The following is an 18301-nucleotide window of genomic DNA, read 5'->3' on the forward strand; positions in this document are numbered from 1 at the left end:
GGCGTGAGCACGCCCTTCATCGACCTCTTCTCGGGCCACGCCGGCCTCTACGCCGCGGCCCGCCCGACCTATCCCGCCCACGTCATCGCCGACATCGCCGCGCTCGCGCCTGGCCGCGGGCAGGCGTGGGACGCCGGAACGGGCAACGGGCAGGCCGCGCGCAGCCTCGCGGCCCATTTCGACGCCGTCTTCGCGACCGACCCGAGCGCCGAGCAGATCGCCGCCGCCGAGCCTGCCGGGCGCGTCACTTATGCGGTCGAGCCCGCCGAGCGCTGCAGCCTGCCCGATGCCAGCTGCGACCTCATCCTCGCCGCGCAGGCCGCGCACTGGTTCGAGCCCCGCGCGTTCGGTACCGAAGTGACGCGTCTCCTCAAGCCCGGCGGGATCGTCGCGGCGATCGGCTACGGCTGGTGGTATGTCGATCGGCAGGTCGACGCGATCGTCGGCGGCCTGCTCAAACAGGTCGAGCCGCACTGGCAGCCCGGCAACTGGACGCTGATCGACGGCTACCGCGCACTGGAGCTTCCGGGCGAAGAGGTCCGCCTGACACCCGCCGCCATCCACCTCGCCTGGGAACGGCCGCAGGTGGAAGCCTATGTCCGCAGCTGGTCGGTGGTGCAGAAGCTCGGCGAAGCAGTGACCGACGCCACCTTCGCCGCGCTGCGCGAGGCCTGGCCCGACGGCCAGAAGCGCCACGTCACCATGCCGGTCGTCAGCCGGGTCCACCGCCTTTAGGCGGCGACCTTCTCGCGTTTCCCCGCCGCCGCGACCCGCGCCAGCCCGCGGCTCAGCTGCAGCACGCCGTTCAGCCGCTGCGCCGGGGTCGCCCAGTCGCGGCTGACGACGAGCTTCTGGTCGGGGCGAAGCTTCGCGCTCCCCTTCAGCCGCGCGATATAGTCGAACAATCCCTTGACCTCGGGGAAGCCCGACGGCGCGAAGGTCACGACCGCGCCGCGCTGTCCGGCATCCAGTTTGGCGATGCACGCCGCGCGGCAGTGGATCTTGGTCTCGACCACCTGCAGGAGGTTGCTCGTCTCCTCGGGCAATTTCCCGAACCGGTCGATGAGCTCGGCGGCGAACTCCTCCACTTCCTGCGGCGCCTCGAGCTCGCCCAGCCGGCGATAGAGGCCCATGCGCAGGTCGAGGTCGGGGACGTAATCCTCGGGGATCATGATCGGCGCCTCGACATTGATCTGGGGCGAGAATTCGTCGGGCTTGTCCTCGCGGTTGCCGCCAGCCTTCATGTCGAGGATCGCATCCTCGAGCATCGACTGATAGAGCTCGAACCCGACTTCCTTGATGTGCCCCGACTGCTCGTCGCCGAGCAAATTGCCCGCGCCGCGAATGTCGAGGTCGTGGCTCGCAAGCTGGAAGCCCGCGCCCAGCGTGTCGAGGTTCGACAGCACCGTCAGCCGCTTCTCCGCCGTCTCGGTCACCTGCCGGTCGGGCGGGGTCGTCATATAGGCGTAGGCGCGGGTCTTCGACCGACCGACGCGCCCGCGCAGCTGGTACAATTGCGCGAGGCCGAACCGCTCGGCGCGGTGGACGATCAGCGTGTTCGCGCTCGGAATGTCGAGCCCGCTCTCGACGATCGTGGTCGACAGCAGCACGTCATATTTGCGGTCGTAGAAGGCGCTCATCCGCTCCTCGACCTCGGTCGGCGCGAGCTGGCCGTGGGCGACGATCGGCTTCACCTCGGGCACTTCCTCGCGCAGCCATTCCTCGATGTCGGGAAGGTCGGAGATTCGCGGGACCACGAAATAGCTCTGCCCGCCGCGATAATGTTCGCGCAGCAGCGCCTCGCGGATCACCACCGGATCCCACGGCGTGACGTAGGTCCGCACCGCCAGGCGATCGACCGGCGGGGTCTGGATGACGCTGAGTTCGCGAAGCCCGCTCATCGCCATCTGCAGCGTCCTGGGAATTGGCGTCGCGGTCAGCGTCAGCACGTGGACGTCGGCCTTCAAGGCCTTGAGCCGCTCCTTGTGCGTCACCCCGAAGCGCTGCTCCTCGTCGACGATGACGAGCCCCAGCTTCTTGAACTTGATGCCCTTGGCGAGGATCGCGTGCGTGCCGACCACGATGTCGATCTGCCCTTCCTCGAGCAGCTCCTTGGTCCGCTTGGCCTCGGTCGAGGAAACGAGCCGCGACAGGCGCCCGACCTCGATCGGGAAACCCTTCATCCGCTCGACGAAATTCGAATAATGCTGCCGGGCGAGCAGGGTGGTCGGACAGACCACCGCCACCTGATAGCCCGCCATCGCCGCCACGAACGCGGCGCGCAGCGCGACCTCGGTCTTGCCGAAGCCGACGTCGCCGCACACCAGCCGGTCCATCGGCCGCCCGGCGGCGAGGTCCTCGAGGACGTCGCCGATCGCGCGGTTCTGGTCATCGGTCTCTTCGTAGGGAAAGCGGTCGACCATCGCGGGATAGGCGCTGTCGGGCTCGGCCACGACGCCCTGCCGGGTCGCGCGCAGCGCCGCGGTCTTGATGAGCTCGCCCGCGATCTCGCGGATCCGCTCCTTCATCCGCGCCTTGCGCCGCTGCCACGCCTCGCCGCCGAGCCGGTCGAGCGCCACGCCTTCCTCGCCGCTGCCATAGCGCGACAGGACGTCGATATTCTCGACCGGCACGTAGAGCTTGTTGCCGCCGGCATATTCGAGCGCGACGCAGTCGTGCGGGCTCTTGCCGACCTGGACCTGCGTCAGCCCCTCGTAGCGGCCGATGCCGTGCTCGGCATGGACGACGAGGTCGCCCGGCGTCAGCGTCGCCAGTTCGCTGAGGAAGGCGTCGGCGCTCTTGCGGCGCTTGCGCCGCCGCACCAGCCGGTCGCCGAGCATGTCCTGCTCGGTGAGCACCGCGATATCGGGCGTGGTGAAGCCATGGTCGAGCGGCAGCACCAGCAGCGCCGCGTCCTGCGGCGCGCCCAGCGCGTCCTGCCAGCTGTCCGCCAGCTTCTGGCTGACGAGCCCGTGATCCTTGAGCAACCCCGCCAGCCGCTCGCGCGCGCCGACGGTGTAGCTCGCCAGGATGATCTTGTGGTCTTTCTTGAGCTTGCCGACGTGCTTGACCACGGCTTCGTAGACATTCTCCTGCGCCGTCCGCTCGGGCGCGAAATCGCGCGCCAGCGTCACGCCGAAGTCGATCACCTTGTTTGACGCGGGCTCGGGGAAGGCCGAGGCGAGGTGGATCGGCCGGTCGGCGACCAGCCCGTCCCATTCCTTGGTCGAGAGATAGAGTTCGGACGGGGCGAGCGGCCGGTAGCTGCCGGGCTCGGCGACCATCGCCCGTTCGCGGTTCGAAAAATAGTCCTGGATCGCCTCGCGCCGGCTTACGATCGACCCGTCGACCCCGCCGTCGCGGATGATCAGGTCGCCATCGCCAAGATGCGCGAAGAGGGTGTCGAGCCGCTCCTCGAACAAGGGCAGCCAATGCTCCATCCCCGCCAGCCGCCGGCCTTCGCTTACCGCCTGGTAGAGCGGATCGCCGGTCGCGGTGGCGCCGAAATGCTCGCGGTAGCGTGCCCGGAAGCGCTTGACGCTGTCCTCGTCGAGGAGGGCCTCGGACGCGGGCATCAGCGTGAAGGCCTCCGCCGCGCCGATGGTGCGCTGGTCGGCGGGATCGAAGGCGCGCATCGTCTCGATCTCGTCGCCGAAGAAATCGAGCCGGATCGCGTGCGGCAGTCCCGAGGGATAGAGGTCGAGGAGCCCACCGCGCACCGCGAACTCGCCCGCCTCGGACACGTTGTCGGTCCGGTGATAGCCGTTGGCGGTCAGCAGCGTGATCAGCGCCTCGCGCTCCATCCGCTCGCCGGGCGCGAGGCGCCGCGTCAGCTGGCGGATCCGGAACGGGGTCAGGGTCCGCTGGGTCGCGGCATTGGCGGTGGTGACGAACAGCTGCGGCCGCTCGATCCTGCCCTGCAGCCGGTGCAGCGCGGACAGGCGCTCGGCCATGACCCGGAGGGCAGGGGAGGCGCGGTCGTAGGGCAGGCAGTCCCACGCCGGAAAGGTGACGACCTCGAGCTCGGGCGCGAAGGCCGGCGCGGTCTCGGCGAGCGCGCGCATCGCCGCCTCGTCGGACGCGATCACCACCAGCCGCCCGCTCCCTGCGCGCCCATGCGCGGCGCGCGCGAGATTGGCCGCGAGCCACGGCAGGAAGCCCGCCGGCACGCTCGCCAGCGTCAGCGGTTCGCCCGCCTTCAGGATACGCTGGAGATCGCTCACCGGTCGATCGGGAGGTAGTCGAGGCGTTGCATCAGGGTCATCATCGGACCCTGAAACCGCTCAGGCACCGGCTGGGTCCCGATCGCCCACGCCATGATGTCGACGTCCTGCTCCTCGAGCAGCGCCTCGAACAAGGCCTGCTCCTCGGGCGTCCAGCCGCCGCAATAGCGATCGAAGAAGCCGCCGATCATCCGGTCGGCCTCCTTGGTCCCACGATGATGGGCCCGCCACCGCAGGCGCTTGGTCGTCACGTCGTCGAGCATGGGGGCCATGTAGGCGCTGCGCCCTCCAAACGGAAGGCGGACCGAAGGCGGTTCTCAGCGGTCCGAGGCCGAATGCGCGGCGGTCGTCTCGGGGATGACGATGAGGATGTCGATGCCGTTGATGGCCCGCTGCCATTCGGGCTCGATTCCGGTGACCCGGGCATGGCGCAGGGTGCGCAGATCGAACAGGGTCCAACTCCCCGGCAGTTGGCGGCTGGCAGCCGCAGCGAACCATTTGAGGAGGCCTTCGTCGGCCATGACATAGTCGCTCGCCGCAAATGGCTTGGCGAAGCCGGCAAAGTTCGCATGCTGACCGCGCGCGCCGAGGATCACGACATGGAGCGACCGGGCATCCTCGTGCTCCGCCTGCTCGGCGACGAAATTCCCGAGGTCGAGGTTGTTGAGCGGGTTGAAGCCCTTGTAGGCGTGGAGCGCGCCGAACTTGGCAACGACCGTCCCCGTCGCCGGCAGTCCTGCACCAAAATTCTGCTTGAGGAGGCTCGCCCGCAGCGTGTTCGAGCGATTGCCCTCCATCGCATAGATAGCGCGGCTCTTCAGCAAGCCCGTGAACAGTTTTCGGGCCTCCGGATTGCTGCCGCGCCCAAGCAGTGCGTCGACCGCTTCCAGCTCGGCGAGGGGCGCGGACAGCATCAGCAGCTTGGACGGATCACCGGACTGGCGGGCCGCCGACGCCGCGGCGGCTTCGCGGGCGCGCAGGGCAACGACCGCACGGCGCGCTTGGAGCGAAAGCCGGGTCGCGAGGATCTGGTCGAGGAGAAATAGTCCCGACCCGATGAATTCCTGATCGGTGCCGATCAGCCGGAAGTCGCGGCGACCGCTGGCGGCGGCACAGGCCGCTGCCGTTTCATTGTCCTCCGCAATATCGAGGAAGGCGACGGCATTGGGATAGGTGCGGGCGAATTGCGCGACCTTCCCGGCCCGGTCGGGAGCGTTGAGCATGGGCCCGATCTTGGCCGCGGCGATCGGGCCGGCCTCGACCGCGTAACCCGACAGGCGACCCCGCCCGACCATCCCGCAGATCGCGGACACGAAGGCCGGGATCTCGCGGGTTCCATGGTCCTCGCCGATCATCACGAAACGGCTTTGCGCGATCTCGCGGCGAAGGAGGTCGGCGCCGGCACCGGTCAGCGTGCCGCGTTCGAGCCGCAGCGGTGCGCGCGAGGCGAGAAGCTTCGCCTCGAACGTCGGCGCCGGCACCTTGGGCGGCGATTGCGCCATCGCCGCGCTCGCCACGCCAAGCATGGCCGCCGCGGCCCAGATTCGATTGATCAATGCAAATCTCCAACGCAACTCGGGGGCCGTCGATAGGAGAGGAGGCACGCTGCGCAAAGTCGGGATTGCTGCCTTCTCGCGGGCTGCTAACGCTGTCGGTACGATGCGCCCCGAGCTCCTCAATCCCCTGTTCGCCGAAGCCGAGACGCTGAAGGGCGTCGGCCCGCAGGTCGCGAAGCAGCTGGCGAAGCTCGGGATCTCGCGCGCGGTCGACCTGCTCTTCCACCTCCCCACCGGGGCGATCGAGCGGATCCGGGCGCCGGGCGCCTCGCCGGTGCTGCTCGGGCGGCAGGTGATCCTCGACGTCACCCCGACCGAGGTCCGCCAGAGCCGCGGGCGCGGGCCGACGCGGGTCCATGCGGTGGACGGGGAGGGGAACATGCTGACCCTCGCCTTCTTCAACAACGGCGGCTGGGCGGCCAAGCAGCTGCCGCTCGGCGAAAAGCGCACCGTCACCGGCAAGCTCGAAGCCTATGGCGACGAATGGCAGATCATCCATCCCGAGGTGACCGAGCCCGGCAAGGCCGAGCCCGCACTCAAGGAAACCGTCTATCCGCTGACCGAGGGCCTCACCAGCCGCCGGTTGCGCGATCTCGTCGCCGCCAGCCTCACCCTCGCGCCGGTGCTGCCCGAATGGATCGAGCCCTCGGTCCTTGCCCGCCATGGCTGGAAGGACTGGCGCACGGCGCTCGCCACGGTCCATGCCGAGCCCGATGAGGCGAGCGCCCGAACCCGTCTCGCCTATGACGAGATCTTCGCCAACCAGCTCGCGCTCCAGCTCCTCCGCCAGGTCAGCCGCCGCAAGAAGGGCGTTCCGTTGCGCGGTGACGGGCGGCTGACGCAGGCGCTCAAGCTGCCCTATTCGCTGACCGGCGCCCAGCGCCGCGTGGTGGACGAGATCCGCGGCGACATGGGCCAGGACGTGCCGATGCTTCGCCTGCTCCAGGGCGACGTCGGTTCGGGCAAGACGCTGGTCGCGCTGCTCGCCATGCTCGAGGCGGTCGAGGCGGGCGCGCAGGCGGCGATGCTCGCGCCGACCGAGATCCTTGCGAGGCAACATCATGCGACCCTGCTCAAGCAGCTGGATTCGCTCGGGATCCGGGTCGCCATCCTCACGGGGCGGGACAAGGGCCGAGTGCGCGATTCGACGCTGATGGGGCTTGCCGACGGGTCGATCGACATCCTCGTCGGGACCCACGCCATCTTCCAGGAGAAGGTCGCCTACAGGCGCCTCGGACTCGTCGTGATCGACGAGCAGCACCGCTTCGGCGTCTCCGAGCGCCTGCTCCTGACCTCCAAGGCCGAGCGCCCGCCGCACCTCCTCGCGATGACCGCGACCCCGATTCCGCGGACGCTCACCCTCACCCAATATGGCGAGATGGACGTCTCCAAGATCGACGAGATGCCCCCCGGCCGGACCCCGGTCGAGACCCGCGTCATCTCCGAGGAAAAGCTTGCCGAGGTGGTCGAGGGCCTCGGCCGCCACGTCGCCGCGGGCGGACAGGCTTATTGGGTCTGCCCGCTCGTCGCCGAAAGCGAGACCAGCGATGCCGCCGCCGCCGAGGACCGCGCCGCCGCACTGGCGCTGCGTTTCCCCGGCCAGGTCGGGCTCGTCCACGGCCGGATGAAGGGCGCGGAAAAGGATGCGGTCATGGCCGAGTTCGCCGCGAATCGCTTGAAGATCCTCGTCGCTACCACCGTCATCGAGGTCGGGGTCGACGTCCCCAATGCCGCCTTGATGATCATCGAGGGGGCCGAGCGCTTCGGCCTTGCCCAGCTGCACCAGCTGCGCGGCCGGGTCGGGCGCGGCGCGGCCAAATCGACCTGTCTCCTCCTGCGCGGCGGCAGCTTGAGCGAGACGGGCAGGGCGCGCCTCGCCCTCATGCGCGAGACCAACGACGGCTTCCGCATCGCCGAGGAAGACCTCCGCCTGCGCGGGCCCGGCGAGATCCTCGGGGTCCGCCAAAGCGGCGAAGCGCAATTCCGTCTCGCCAACCCCGAGCAGGTGCAGGAACTCGTCCCCATGGCGACGCAGGACGCCCGCCTGCTCCTCGACCGCGACGGCGGCCTCTCGGGCGAGCGCGGTCAGGCCGCCCGGCTTTGCCTCTACCTGTTCGAGCGCGACCAGGCGGTGGACCTGCTGCGGAGCGGATAGGGGCACCACCCGTCACCCCGGACTTGATCCGGGGTCCACCTTCTTCAAAATTCTGGCCGAGGCAGATGGATGCCGGGTCGAGCCCGGCATGACGATCAGGGCAGCAACAGCCCGTGCTTCTTCTTGCCGAGGCTGAGCTTGCGCTCGCAAGTGACGGAAATCACGGCTGCAATGTCGCTCACGGCCTCGCCGTCGAGCTTCACCGCGCCCTCGGCGACCTTGCGCTTCGCTTCCCCATTCGACGCACAGAAGCCCAAGCCCACCAGCGCCGCCAGCACCCCGATCTCGCCGCCGGTCTCGACGCTCGGCAGCGCCTCGCCCGAGCCGCCGCCGGTAAAGGTCGCCGCGGCGGTCGCCGCCGCCGCCTCGGCCGCCTCTCGGCCATGAAGCAGTGCGGTCGCCTCGGTCGCCAGCACCACCTTGGCGCCGTTGATCTCGGCCCCCTCCAGCGCCTCGAGCCGGGCGATTTCGCCCAGCGGCAAATCGGTGAACAGCCGCAGGAAGCGGCCCACGTCCGCATCCGCCGCATTGCGCCAGAACTGCCAGTAATCGTAGGCGCTTAGCGTAAAGCCTTCAGGCCCCTCGGCATTGAGCCACACCGCCCCGTTCGCGGTCTTGCCCATCTTGCCGCCGTCGGCGGTGGTGATGAGCGGGGTGGTCACGCCATAGACCTCGGCGCCCGCGACCCGGCGCGTGAGCTCGATTCCGTTGACGATATTCCCCCACTGGTCCGACCCGCCCATCTGCAGGCGGCAACCGACCCGGCGGTTGAGCTCGAGGAAATCATAGCCCTGCAAAATCATGTAATTGAATTCGAGGAAGGACAGCGACTGCTCGCGGTCGAGCCGGAGCTTGACGCTGTCGAAGCTCAGCATCCGGTTGACCGAGAAATGCTGTCCGATCTCGCGCAGGAAGGGGATGTATTCGAGGCGGTCGAGCCACTCGGCATTGTCGACCAGCACCGCGTCGCTCGGCCCGTCGCCGAAGGTGAGGAAGCGCCCGAACACCCTGGCGATGCCGTCGATATTCGCCTTGATGGACTCGTCGCCCAGCAGCTTGCGCGCCTCGTCCTTGAACGAGGGATCGCCGATCTTGCTCGTGCCACCGCCCATCAGCACGATCGGCTTGTGCCCCGCCTGCTGCATCCGCCGCAGCATCATGATCTGCACCAGGCTCCCGACATGGAGCGAGGGCGCGGTCGCGTCGAAACCGATATAGCCCGTGACGATCTCGCGCCCCGCCAGCGCGTCGAGCGCCGCCGCATCGGTCGCCTGGTGGATGTAGCCGCGCTCCGAGAGGAGCTGGAGAAGCGAAGAGCTGTAGGTCGTCATGATGCGCAGGCGCTTAGCTTACCGCGTGCGATATCGTAAGATGCGCGCATGCGCTTCGAATTGATTCCGCACCCGAGCACGGTTCCGAACCCGCCCTTCACCCTCTGGGCCTCGGCCGAGCGCTCCGCCGCCTTCGGCGAGACCGCGACACTCAACCTGTGGTTCGGGGTCAGCGCGCCGATCGGCCGCTTCCTCGTCGATCCGCCCGCCGAGGCGCCCGCCAGGCGGAACGAACTGTGGCAGCGGACGTGCTTCGAATGCTTCCTCAAGGAAGCCGGTCAAGTCGCTTACCAGGAATGGAATTTCGCGCCGTCGGGCGACTGGCAGGCCTATCGGTTCGCCGCCGAACGCGAAGGCATGGCGCCCTCCGAGGTCGCCAGCCCGCCCTATGTCCGGACCGAGGACAACATGACCTGGTGGGGCCTCGGCGCGACCCTTTCCATCCCCGCCGACAGGCGCTTCAACCTCGGCCTCTCCGCCGTGATCGAGGAAGCCGATGGCCGCCGCAGCTACTGGGCGCTCCACCACCCCGGCCCGGAGCCCGACTTCCACCACCCGGATTGCTTCGTCGCCAAGCTGGCGTAAGGCAGCGGCCATGACGACCCTTTTCGGCATCGACCGCCTGCTCGCCGACCCCGCGCTTCGCAAACCGCTCGAGGGCAAGCGCATCTGCCTCGTCGCGCACCCGGCCTCGGTGACGCAGGACCTCACCCACAGCATCGACGCGCTCGTCGCCGCCGGCCTCAACGTCACCGCCGCCATGGGCCCGCAGCACGGGCTCAAGGGCGACAAGCAGGACAATATGGTCGAGACCGCCGACGAGCTCGACCCCCGCCTCGGAATTCCCGTCTTCAGCCTCTACGGCGAGGTCCGCCGCCCGACGGGCCAGATGATGAGCAGCGCCGACGTCTTCCTGTTCGACCTCCAGGACCTCGGCTGCCGCATCTACACCTTCGTCACGACCCTCCTCTACCTGCTCGAGGCCGCCGCCGCCGCGGGCAAGGAAGTGTGGGTGCTCGATCGCCCCAATCCCGCCGGCCGACCGGTCGAGGGGACGCTCCTCGAGCCCGGCTGGGAGAGCTTTGTGGGCGCGGGCCCCATGCCGATGCGCCACGGCCTGACCATGGGCGAGATGGGCCACTGGTTCGTCCGCCACTTCAAGCTCGACGTCGCTTACCACGTCATCGCGATGGAGGGCTGGCAGCCCGACGCCGCACCCGGCTTCGGCTGGCCCGCGGACCGCATCTGGATCAACCCGTCGCCCAATGCCGCGACCCTCAACATGGCCCGCGCTTATGCCGGCACCGTGATGCTCGAGGGCACGACGCTGAGCGAGGGCAGGGGGACGACGCGGGCATTGGAGCTGTTCGCCGCCCCCGGCCTCGACGCCCGTGCGATCCACGCCGAGATGGAGCGCGTCGCCCCGCACTGGCTTCATGGCTGCGGCTTGCGCGAGATCTTCATCGAGCCGACCTTCCACAAGCATGCGCACACGCTCTGCTCGGGCCTCTTCATCCATGCGGAAGGGCCGGCCTACGATCACCACGCCTTCCGTCCGTGGCGGGTCCAGGCGCTCGGCTTCAAGGCGATCCGCAACCTCCTGCCCGACTACGAGCTGTGGCGCGATTTTCCTTACGAATATGAGTTCGACAAGCTCGCGATCGACGTCATCAACGGCGGGCCCGCGCTGCGCGCCTGGGTCGATGACCGGGCCGCGCAAGCCGACGACCTCGACGTCCGCACCCGCCCCGACGAACAGGCGTGGGAAGCCGACACCGCCGATTGCCGCCTCTACTGAAGCACAGGCCTCTGCGCAGGCGTCACCCCGGACCTGATCCGGGCTCCCGCTCCTTCCTTGCCAAGTAGGATTTCGCCTGATTAACTAACCTTATCGGCTCTTTCTCAGTTCTGGCAACGGCGGCACGAGGTCACAGTATGGGACCTTCGCATTTTTCCATATTTGGCTATTTTCTGACATTCGAAGCGCTGATGCGCGCGAAAAGCGACTCGCGGACCCCGGGACCTTCGTGACCCTGGCCGGCGCTCACTTCTTCCGGCTGAGCGCCCGCGTCGCCTGCTCGAGCCCTTCGAGCGTCAGCCCGTACATCCGCTCGTCCATCAGCTGCCGGATCAGCGCGGTCGAGGCCGAGTGGCCCCAATAGGCCTCGGGCGTCGGGTTGATCCACGCCGCGCTGGCATAGGTGCCGGTCAGCCGCCTGAGCCAGGTCGCGCCGCTCTCCTCGTTCATATGCTCGATCGACCCGCCCGGCTGGGTCACCTCATAGGGGCTCATCGAGGCATCGCCGACGATCACGAGCTTATGGTCGGCGCCATATTTGTGGAGGATGTCCCAGGTGTTCGTCCGCTCGGTCCAGCGCCGGCGGTTCTCCTTCCACACGCCCTCGTAGATGCAGTTGTGGAAGTAATAATGCTCGAGGTGTTTGAACTCGGTCCGGCAGGCGCTGAACAGCTCCTCGACCAGCTTGACGTGCCCGTCCATCGACCCGCCGATGTCGAGGAAGAGGAGCAGCTTCACCGCATTGTGCCGCTCGGGCCGCATCCGGACGTCGAGCCAGCCGCGCCGCGCGGTGCCGTCGATCGTCCCCTCGATGTCGAGCTCGTCAGCCGCGCCCTCGCGGGCGAAGCGGCGGAGCCGGCGCAGCGCGACCTTGATCGCCCGCGTCCCGATCTCGCGGCGGTCGTCGAGGTCTTGGAATTCGCGCTTTTCCCACACCTTGATCGCGCGGCCATGCTTGCCCGGCCCGCCGATCCGGACGCCCTCGGGATTATAGCCACCATGGCCGAAGGGGGAGGTGCCGCCGGTGCCGATCCACTTCGACCCGCCCTGGTGCCGTCCTTCCTGCTCCTCGAGCCGCTTCTTCAGCGTTTCCATGATCTCGTCCCACGAGCCCAAGGACTTGATCTGCGCCATTTCCTCGGGCGTCAGATACTTCTCCGCGACCAGCCGCAGCCACTCTTCAGGCAGCGCCGGATTCTCGTCTTCAGGCGCGATCAGTCCCTTGAAGACCTCACCGAACACCCGGTCGAAGCGGTCGAGCTTGGTCTCGTCATGGACGAACACCGAGCGGGCGAGATAGTAGAATTGCTCCGGCGTGCGCTCGATTACCTCGGCGTCGAGCGCCTCGAGCAGCAGGAGATGTTCCTTGAGGCTGGCGGGGATGCCGCCCTTGCGCAGCGCCTCGACGAAGGAAATGAACATCGCTGCGGACTAGCCCAACCGCCGGCCGGGCGAAAGCAGCCTCAAAGTGTCGCAGAAAGGCACAGTGGGGACACGAGGGCGGAGCGCATTTCGCGATGTGCCGTTATGGGATGCTTAATCAAGCCGCTCTTCCCTTGCGGTTAACCGCTCCTCATTGAATTCCCCATGTCCCTCCGCGCGCGAAAGAACTGAGCCATCCGTTTCGACGATCGCCTTGCGACCGTGCTTGACCAGCCTGCCGCCGACCCGCGCGGCCGGGCGGTGCAGTGGCGCCAGCTGGTCGAGCTGGTCGCCCGCGCCGGCGAGGGGGCGAGCCGCATGCGCGACCTGGCGCTCGAGCGGATCGCGGCGCTGATGGAGGACATTCCCGCCGACACGCTCGCCGCCACCGCACGCGCGATCGCCGGGCCCGCCGTTCCGACCGAGCTCGTCGCGCTGTTCGCGGCGCGCGGCGCCACCGCTTCGGCCGCGCTGGTCATGGCCGCCGAGCTCGACGCCGCGGGCTGGAGCGCGGTCCGTGCCGTCGCTGCGCCTGACGTCCTGCCACTCCTCGCCTCGCGCCAGCCGATGGAAGCCGTGGCCCCCGATGCTGCCGAGCTGCAGCCCGAACCTGCCAATGCCATCGCTCCCGCTCTCGCTGCGGCTCCCGCTCCCGTCGCTACGCCCCCCGCGCCGCCGCCCGCCGGCCTGTTCCGCTGGGAATGCGGCCCGACCGGAGAGATCGACTGGGTCGAGGGCGCCCCGCGCGCCGCGCTCATCGGCCGCAGCCTGACCGAGCCGTTCGCCGACCGCTTCGCCGCGCGCCTGCCGTTCGCCGACGAGCCCTTGGTCCTCGCCGACGACGGCGCGCTGATGGGCGAATGGCGCTGGACCGGAACCCCCGCCTTCTTCGCCGACACCGGTCGCTTCGCGGGCTATCGCGGGATCGCCCGCCGCGAGGGCGCCGAGCCCGCTGCGCTGCCGGCATCGCCGCTGCCCGAGGACGACGACCTGCGCGAGCTGATGCACGAGCTGCGCACGCCATTGAACGCCATCATCGGCTTCGGCGAGATCATCGAGGGCCAATATCTCGGCCCTGCGCACCGCGCCTATCGCGAGCGCGCGACCGAGATCGTCCGCCAGGCCCGCCGCCTCGCCGATGCGGTCGACAATCTCGACCTTGCCGCCCGGCTTCGTTCGGGGCGCGTTTCGGGCGAAGCGCGAACCGGGATCGACCAGCTCCGCGCGGTCGTCGCCACCCTCCGCGAGGAAGCCGCCGACCGCAATATCCAGCTTCTGGTCCAGGACCGCTCGGGGGTCGGCCAGCTCGCGCTGCAGCCTTTGCTCGCCGAGCGCCTGCTCCGCCAGTTCGCCGGCGCGCTTCTCGATTCGACCCTGTCGAGCGAGCGCCTCGGCCTCGTCATCGATCGCCTCGGGGGCCAGATCGCGATCGCCATCGACCGGCCGCGCGCGCTGGCGGGTCTGAGCGAGCGCCGGCTCCTCGACGACCGCGGGCAGACCGGCATGCGCTTCGCGCTCCGGCTGGTGCAGGGACTGGCGGGAATGATCGGGGGCCGGCTCGATATCGGGCCCGAGCGACTGGTGCTGCTGCTGCCGCTCGCGGGCTAGCCGCTGGTCGGGGAGACAGGATTCGAACCTGCGACCCTCTGCTCCCAAAGCAGACGCGCTACCAGGCTGCGCCACTCCCCGACGGACCCGCCCCTAGGTCAGGCGGGCCGGAGGGGCAAGCATTAGCGCCAGCGCATCGCCTCGGCGCTCGCCGCGCGCAGGGTCTCGAGCTGGCCAAGCCGCCCCTCGGTGCCCTCCTGCAGCTGGAGCGCGCGCAGCAGCTGAACCGCGATGTCGAGCTTCTGGAGGGCGACCGGATGCTCGGCCACGGTCGCCGGCGAGGCAGTGAGTTCGTCGCCGAGCGTTTCGAGGAGGGCGATGGTCATGCTGAGGTCGTTGCCAAGCGGCCGGGGCGCGAGCGCGGCCTGTTCCTGCAAGCGGCCCATCCACAGCGGGACGGTGACCGGCGAGGAGAAGCGCAGCCCGACATGCCGCTCGGTCGCCCAGGCGACCTTGCCCTCGACGACGAGCGTTCCGCGGACCAGCCGGACGAGGCTTCCCGCCGGCGGGGCGAGGGGCGTTTCGACCAGCGCGCCGTCGGGCGACATGTTGCGGACCCGCACCTGCGCCTGCTCGCCCTTCAGAGTGAGGGTGCAGGTGATGAACATGCTGGACCGCGCCGCGCGGCGCTGCTCCGCGGTCGGCCGATCGTCGGTGGCGGGGACGGAAGGGGACATCGCTCCCCCATGCTAGGCTTTGTCTATCGCCGCGCTAAGCGATCGCACCATATCGGAGCAAATACACTGGCGCGTGCCAGCGATGCTTGGCCAGCGGCCCCGCACTCACTAGGAGGCGGGGCGGGGCCTGTAGCTCAATGGTAGAGCCAGCCGCTCATAACGGCCAGGTTGGGGGTTCGAATCCCTCCGGGCCCACCAACCCCGCCGTCACGACCTACTGGCGATTGGCGGTCGCTTCGTTGGTTTCGCGGCGCACGTCGGTGGCCGCGCGATCGGCGCCATTCTCGATCTTGTCGCCGGCCTGCTTGAGCGTGTCGCCCGCGTCGTTGGCGGCCTTTTCGAGACCCGGCTTGGCGTCGCGCGCAGCGTCCTTGACGTCGTTGGCGACGCCCTTGATCGCATCGCCGGCCTTGTCGAGCGTGCGGTCGACCTTGGCTTCGTTGACGCTGACCGAGGTGGTGTCGTTGCCGGCGTCGCGCTCGACGTTGCAGGCGGCGAGACCGAGCGGGAGAACGGCAAGGAGAAGAGCGCGATTCATGGGGTGACCTCGTTGTTGGTTTCGCCCGCCGAACGTGCGGACCCGCTGTTCGGCTCCGCACGCTTCGCCGCATTCGCCGCCGCGCGCTCGGCCTCGGCCATCAGGTTGTTGGCGCCAGCCGCGGTCGGCTCGGGCAAGGGCGCGACGTCATTGCCATTGTCCTGCGAGCAGGCGGCGAGCGCCAGCGCCAGGCCCAGCGGCACCAACGCCCGGCTCACCGGCGCCGGCCGGCCTTGGGCGCGGGACGCGGGCTGATCGGACCGGCGAGCACGGCGACCGTCGCGGTCCAGGCGGCGACGTTCTGGCGCAGCTGCTCCTTGTCGACCTTGTCGAGCGTGTCGTCGGGGGTGTGGTGGTAATCGAAGTAGCGGGTGCCGTCCTGGCTGAGGCCGACGCCCGGCTGCCCCGCGGCGAGCATCGGTCCGATGTCCGAGCCTTCGGCTTCCTCATAGGAGCCGGCGACGATCCCGAGCGGCGCGAGCGCAGCCGCGATGGTCCGCGCCTCGGTGCGGCGCTCGGTCCCGAGCTTGCTGGTCACGCGCCAGATGCGGTCGGCGCCGAAGTCGCTTTCGAGCATCGCCCAGTGCGGCTGGGTGCCGAGCGATTTCTGGTAGGCGGCGCCGCCGAACAGGCCGGGCTCTTCGGCGCCGAACCAGACGATGCGGATGGTGCGCAGCGGCTGGCCGGCGTCCATGATTCGCTTGGCGGCGGCGGCGGCGATGGCGACCCCGCTCGCATCGTCGATCGCGCCGGTGGCGAGGTCCCAGCTGTCGAGATGGCCGCCGACGAGGACCGGCGCGAGGCTCGGATCGCGGCCCGGCACCTCGGCGATGACGTTGCCCGACTGCTGGTCGGCGAGCGTCCGGCTGACGAGGGTCAGGTGCATCCGGATCGGCTGGCCGCGCTTGAGGATCCGGACCATCTGCTCGGCGTCGGGGACCGAAAGCGCACCGGCGGGGATCGGCGTCGCGCCATTGGCGAAACTCTGCGTGCCGGTGTGCGGATTGCGGTGGTGGTCGGTGCCGATCGAGCGGACCACGATCCCGACCGCGCCCTTCTGGCTGGCGATCGTCGGACCCTGGCGGCGCGGGGCACCGAACTGGCCGTAGCCCGACCCGTCCTGGGTCGGCGCCATCTTGTGGTCGATGAAGACGATCTTGCCGCGCACGGCGCTGTCGGGGGCGGCGCGGAGCGCGTCGAGGCTGTCGAAGCCAACCACCTCACCGGTGATCCCCGCCGGGCCGGTCGAGGCGCTGTTGCCGAGCGCGGCGACGACCATCTTCTGCGGGAAGGGCGCAAGGATCTCGGCGCTTTCGGCGCCGCGGATCCAGACCGGCATGGTGAAGGGCTGGATGCGCACATTCGCGAAGCCCATGGCGGTAAGCCGCGCGACCGCCCAGGCGCGGGCACGGGCCTCGGCCTCGGTGCCCGCCTGGCGCTGCCCGACCTCGGTAGTCAGCCCTTCGGTGATGTCCCAGGCATAATCGTCCTGCAGCGCCGCGTCGCGCAGCTTCGCGACGTCGGCCGGGACGGTGACGGGCGGCGGCGGGGCGGGCGGGGTCTGGGCGATGGCGGGAAGGGCGGCGGCGGCGAGCAGGGCCGGGATCAGGATACGCATGGGGGTGGTGTAGTCAGGCCGAGGAGGAGGGCCAAGCGCCGTTCATCGAAAAGCTACAGAAGACGCATCTGCCGACCCTCGGGCGGGCGGAAGAGGTCGCGGCGAAGCTTGAGCCGGCCGCTTCCGAGCCCCGACTTGCGGCACGCTTTCTCGAAGCGGGTTCGCAGGAGCTCGGCCCACGGCCCCTGGCCCTGCATCCGGGTGAAGAAATTGGGGTCGTTATCCTTGCCCCCGCGCAGGGACTGGATCGTCGCCATCACCTTGGCCGCGCGGTCGGGATAATGGTCGTCGAGCCAGGCGCGGAACAGCGGCGCCACCTCGTGCGGCAGTCGGACCGGGAGGTAGAAGCCCGCCCGTGCTCCCGCGGCCGCTCCGGCGGCGACGATCCTTTCCATCTCGTGATCGGTGATCTGCGGCACGACGGGGGCGAGCGCCAGCAGGGTCGGGACGCCCGCCTCGTTCAGCCGTCGGATCGCCTCGATCCGCTTGGCACCGGCCGGGGCGCGGGGCTCGAGCGTGCCGCTGACCTTGGGGTCGAGCGAGGTGACCGACACGGCCACCGCGGCAAGCCCCTTGTGCGCCGCCGGCGCGATGAGGTCGAGGTCGCGCAGCACGCGGTCGGACTTGGTGGTGATGGTGAAGGGGTGGTCGGTCTCGGTCAGCAGTTCGAGGATCGAGCGGGTCACCCGCCACTTGCCCTCGATCGGCTGATAGGGGTCGGTGTTGGTCCCGAGCGCGATCGGCGCGCAGTCGTAGCCGGGCCGCGACAAGGCCGCGTGCAGCAGCTTGGCGGCATCGGGCTTCACGAACAGCCGGCTCTCGAAATCCACGCCGGGGGACAGGTCGTGATAGGCGTGCGTGGGCCGCGCGAAGCAATAGATGCAGCCATGCTCGCACCCGCGATAGGGATTGACCGAGCGGTCGAAGCCGATGTCGGGCGAGGTGTTGCGGGTAAGGATCGACTTGGGCCGTTCGACCGTCACCACCGTGCGCCGCCGCGGCACGCCGTCGAGCGCCTCGACCTCATCCAGCCAGTCGCCCTCGACCAGCCGCTCGGGCAGGCGAAAACGCGTGGGCGTGGCGTTGCGGGTGGCGCCGCGACCTTGGATCGACTCGACCGGCATGACGCCATTCTACTCCGCATGCAGAACAGAACAAGAACGACTTTTGCCTGAAACATAAGTGAGGGCAGGGCGTCACGCGCGCCCTCTATAATTCAAGTCATGGATAAGGACCGGCTTTCCCGCGACCAGCAGCCCGTTCCGCTTCGGCCGAGCCTGGCGGAAGAGCAGCAGCGGGCGTTCGAAGAGGACCAGCGGCGGCTGCGGCGGCCCGGCCTGATGCGCTGGCCGGGCTTTCTCTTCCGCAACTAGGC

16 protein-coding genes and 2 tRNA genes are annotated in these 18301 nt (G+C 69.2%); 7 read left to right on the forward strand and 11 right to left on the reverse strand.

The window, feature by feature from the left end:
* The first annotated feature begins 3 nt into the window (after positions 1-3).
* On the forward strand, positions 4-735 hold the full coding sequence (locus tag ABD693_RS09850; RefSeq protein WP_344696888.1) for a class I SAM-dependent methyltransferase: 732 nt from the start codon (positions 4-6) through the stop codon (positions 733-735).
* Here the strand turns inward: ABD693_RS09850 and mfd are convergent.
* From mfd to ABD693_RS09865, 3 genes are read right to left on the reverse strand one after another with little or no spacing between them, the layout of a single operon-like run.
* A complete protein-coding gene (gene mfd / locus ABD693_RS09855) occupies positions 732-4223 on the reverse strand; it encodes a transcription-repair coupling factor (RefSeq protein ID WP_344696889.1) in 3492 nt (1163 codons plus the stop codon). The genes ABD693_RS09850 and mfd overlap by 4 nt on opposite strands.
* Entirely contained in the window at positions 4220-4486 is a 267-nt protein-coding gene (locus ABD693_RS09860) for an FAD assembly factor SdhE (RefSeq protein ID WP_344696890.1), read from the reverse strand. The genes mfd and ABD693_RS09860 overlap by 4 nt, the downstream gene beginning before the upstream one ends.
* 54 nt (positions 4487-4540) lie before the next feature.
* Positions 4541-5779: a hypothetical protein gene (locus ABD693_RS09865; protein WP_344696891.1), complete on the reverse strand. Its 1239-nt coding sequence runs from the start codon at positions 5777-5779 to the stop codon at positions 4541-4543.
* Positions 5780-5882: 103 nt separating this feature from the next.
* Between ABD693_RS09865 and recG the strand changes: the two genes are divergently transcribed.
* A complete protein-coding gene (gene recG / locus ABD693_RS09870; protein WP_344696892.1) occupies positions 5883-7934 on the forward strand; it encodes an ATP-dependent DNA helicase RecG in 2052 nt (683 codons plus the stop codon).
* A gap of 95 nt (positions 7935-8029) precedes the next feature.
* On the opposite strand, the gene tyrS is transcribed toward recG, so the two are convergent.
* A complete protein-coding gene (gene tyrS, locus ABD693_RS09875; RefSeq protein WP_344696893.1) occupies positions 8030-9265 on the reverse strand; it encodes a tyrosine--tRNA ligase in 1236 nt (411 codons plus the stop codon).
* A gap of 48 nt (positions 9266-9313) precedes the next feature.
* Between tyrS and ABD693_RS09880 the strand changes: the two genes are divergently transcribed.
* Both ABD693_RS09880 and ABD693_RS09885 read left to right on the forward strand, forming a co-directional pair.
* Positions 9314-9850: a DOMON-like domain-containing protein gene (locus ABD693_RS09880; protein WP_344696894.1), complete on the forward strand. Its 537-nt coding sequence runs from the start codon at positions 9314-9316 to the stop codon at positions 9848-9850.
* A gap of 10 nt (positions 9851-9860) precedes the next feature.
* Positions 9861-11063, forward strand: coding sequence for an exo-beta-N-acetylmuramidase NamZ family protein (locus tag ABD693_RS09885; RefSeq protein ID WP_344696895.1), 1203 nt, complete (start codon positions 9861-9863; stop codon positions 11061-11063).
* 246 nt (positions 11064-11309) lie between these two features.
* Here the strand turns inward: ABD693_RS09885 and ABD693_RS09890 are convergent, their stop codons facing one another.
* Positions 11310-12485: a vWA domain-containing protein gene (locus ABD693_RS09890; RefSeq protein ID WP_344696896.1), complete on the reverse strand. Its 1176-nt coding sequence runs from the start codon at positions 12483-12485 to the stop codon at positions 11310-11312.
* A gap of 222 nt (positions 12486-12707) precedes the next feature.
* On the opposite strand from ABD693_RS09890, the gene ABD693_RS09895 reads away from it, so the two are divergent.
* Positions 12708-14093, forward strand: coding sequence for a histidine kinase dimerization/phospho-acceptor domain-containing protein (locus ABD693_RS09895; RefSeq protein ID WP_344696897.1), 1386 nt, complete (start codon positions 12708-12710; stop codon positions 14091-14093).
* 4 nt (positions 14094-14097) lie between these two features.
* Here the strand turns inward: ABD693_RS09895 and ABD693_RS09900 are convergent.
* Both ABD693_RS09900 and ABD693_RS09905 read right to left on the reverse strand, forming a co-directional pair.
* Positions 14098-14174: transfer RNA gene (locus tag ABD693_RS09900), tRNA-Pro, on the reverse strand.
* A gap of 41 nt (positions 14175-14215) precedes the next feature.
* Complete coding sequence (locus ABD693_RS09905; RefSeq protein ID WP_344696898.1) at positions 14216-14770, reverse strand: PilZ domain-containing protein; 555 nt, start codon at positions 14768-14770, stop codon at positions 14216-14218.
* Positions 14771-14893: 123 nt separating this feature from the next.
* Between ABD693_RS09905 and ABD693_RS09910 the strand changes: the two genes are divergently transcribed.
* Positions 14894-14968, forward strand: a tRNA-Ile gene (locus ABD693_RS09910).
* Positions 14969-14984: 16 nt separating this feature from the next.
* On the opposite strand, the gene ABD693_RS09915 is transcribed toward ABD693_RS09910, so the two are convergent.
* The 4 genes from ABD693_RS09915 to ABD693_RS09930 are packed head-to-tail and all read right to left on the reverse strand — an operon-like array spanning position 14985 to position 18050.
* Entirely contained in the window at positions 14985-15308 is a 324-nt protein-coding gene (locus ABD693_RS09915) for a hypothetical protein (RefSeq protein ID WP_344696899.1), read from the reverse strand.
* Complete coding sequence (locus ABD693_RS09920) at positions 15305-15526, reverse strand: hypothetical protein (RefSeq protein WP_344696900.1); 222 nt, start codon at positions 15524-15526, stop codon at positions 15305-15307. Before ABD693_RS09920 ends, ABD693_RS09915 begins: the two co-directional genes overlap by 4 nt.
* Positions 15523-16926, reverse strand: coding sequence for a M28 family peptidase (locus ABD693_RS09925; protein WP_344696901.1), 1404 nt, complete (start codon positions 16924-16926; stop codon positions 15523-15525). Before ABD693_RS09925 ends, ABD693_RS09920 begins: the two co-directional genes overlap by 4 nt.
* A gap of 53 nt (positions 16927-16979) precedes the next feature.
* The gene (locus ABD693_RS09930; RefSeq protein ID WP_344696902.1) at positions 16980-18050 is read right to left on the reverse strand and encodes a PA0069 family radical SAM protein; all 1071 of its coding nucleotides are present in this window, start codon (positions 18048-18050) and stop codon (positions 16980-16982) included.
* Positions 18051-18149: 99 nt separating this feature from the next.
* Between ABD693_RS09930 and ABD693_RS09935 the strand changes: the two genes are divergently transcribed.
* Positions 18150-18299 (forward strand): hypothetical protein, encoded by a 150-nt coding sequence (locus ABD693_RS09935; protein ID WP_344696903.1) that lies wholly within the window; start codon positions 18150-18152, stop codon positions 18297-18299.
* Positions 18300-18301: the final 2 nt, after the last annotated feature.

Origin of the sequence: Sphingomonas rosea, assembly GCF_039538065.1 — a bacterium.
GTDB lineage: Bacteria > Pseudomonadota > Alphaproteobacteria > Sphingomonadales > Sphingomonadaceae > Sphingomicrobium > Sphingomicrobium rosea.

Excerpts from the sequence above, each read along its gene's own strand:
- ABD693_RS09860 (WP_344696890.1), bottom strand. The coding sequence starts at position 4,486 with ATGCTCGACGACGTGACGACCAAGCGCCTGCGGTGGCGGGCCCATCAT.
- recG (WP_344696892.1), top strand. The coding sequence starts at position 5,883 with ATGCGCCCCGAGCTCCTCAATCCCCTGTTCGCCGAAGCCGAGACGCTG.
- tyrS (WP_344696893.1), bottom strand. The coding sequence starts at position 9,265 with ATGACGACCTACAGCTCTTCGCTTCTCCAGCTCCTCTCGGAGCGCGGC.
- ABD693_RS09880 (WP_344696894.1), top strand. The coding sequence starts at position 9,314 with ATGCGCTTCGAATTGATTCCGCACCCGAGCACGGTTCCGAACCCGCCC.
- ABD693_RS09885 (WP_344696895.1), top strand. The coding sequence starts at position 9,861 with ATGACGACCCTTTTCGGCATCGACCGCCTGCTCGCCGACCCCGCGCTT.
- ABD693_RS09890 (WP_344696896.1), bottom strand. The coding sequence starts at position 12,485 with ATGTTCATTTCCTTCGTCGAGGCGCTGCGCAAGGGCGGCATCCCCGCC.
- ABD693_RS09905 (WP_344696898.1), bottom strand. The coding sequence starts at position 14,770 with ATGTCCCCTTCCGTCCCCGCCACCGACGATCGGCCGACCGCGGAGCAG.
- ABD693_RS09915 (WP_344696899.1), bottom strand. The coding sequence starts at position 15,308 with ATGAATCGCGCTCTTCTCCTTGCCGTTCTCCCGCTCGGTCTCGCCGCC.
- ABD693_RS09925 (WP_344696901.1), bottom strand. The coding sequence starts at position 16,926 with ATGCGTATCCTGATCCCGGCCCTGCTCGCCGCCGCCGCCCTTCCCGCC.
- ABD693_RS09930 (WP_344696902.1), bottom strand. The coding sequence starts at position 18,050 with ATGCCGGTCGAGTCGATCCAAGGTCGCGGCGCCACCCGCAACGCCACG.
- ABD693_RS09935 (WP_344696903.1), top strand. The coding sequence starts at position 18,150 with ATGGATAAGGACCGGCTTTCCCGCGACCAGCAGCCCGTTCCGCTTCGG.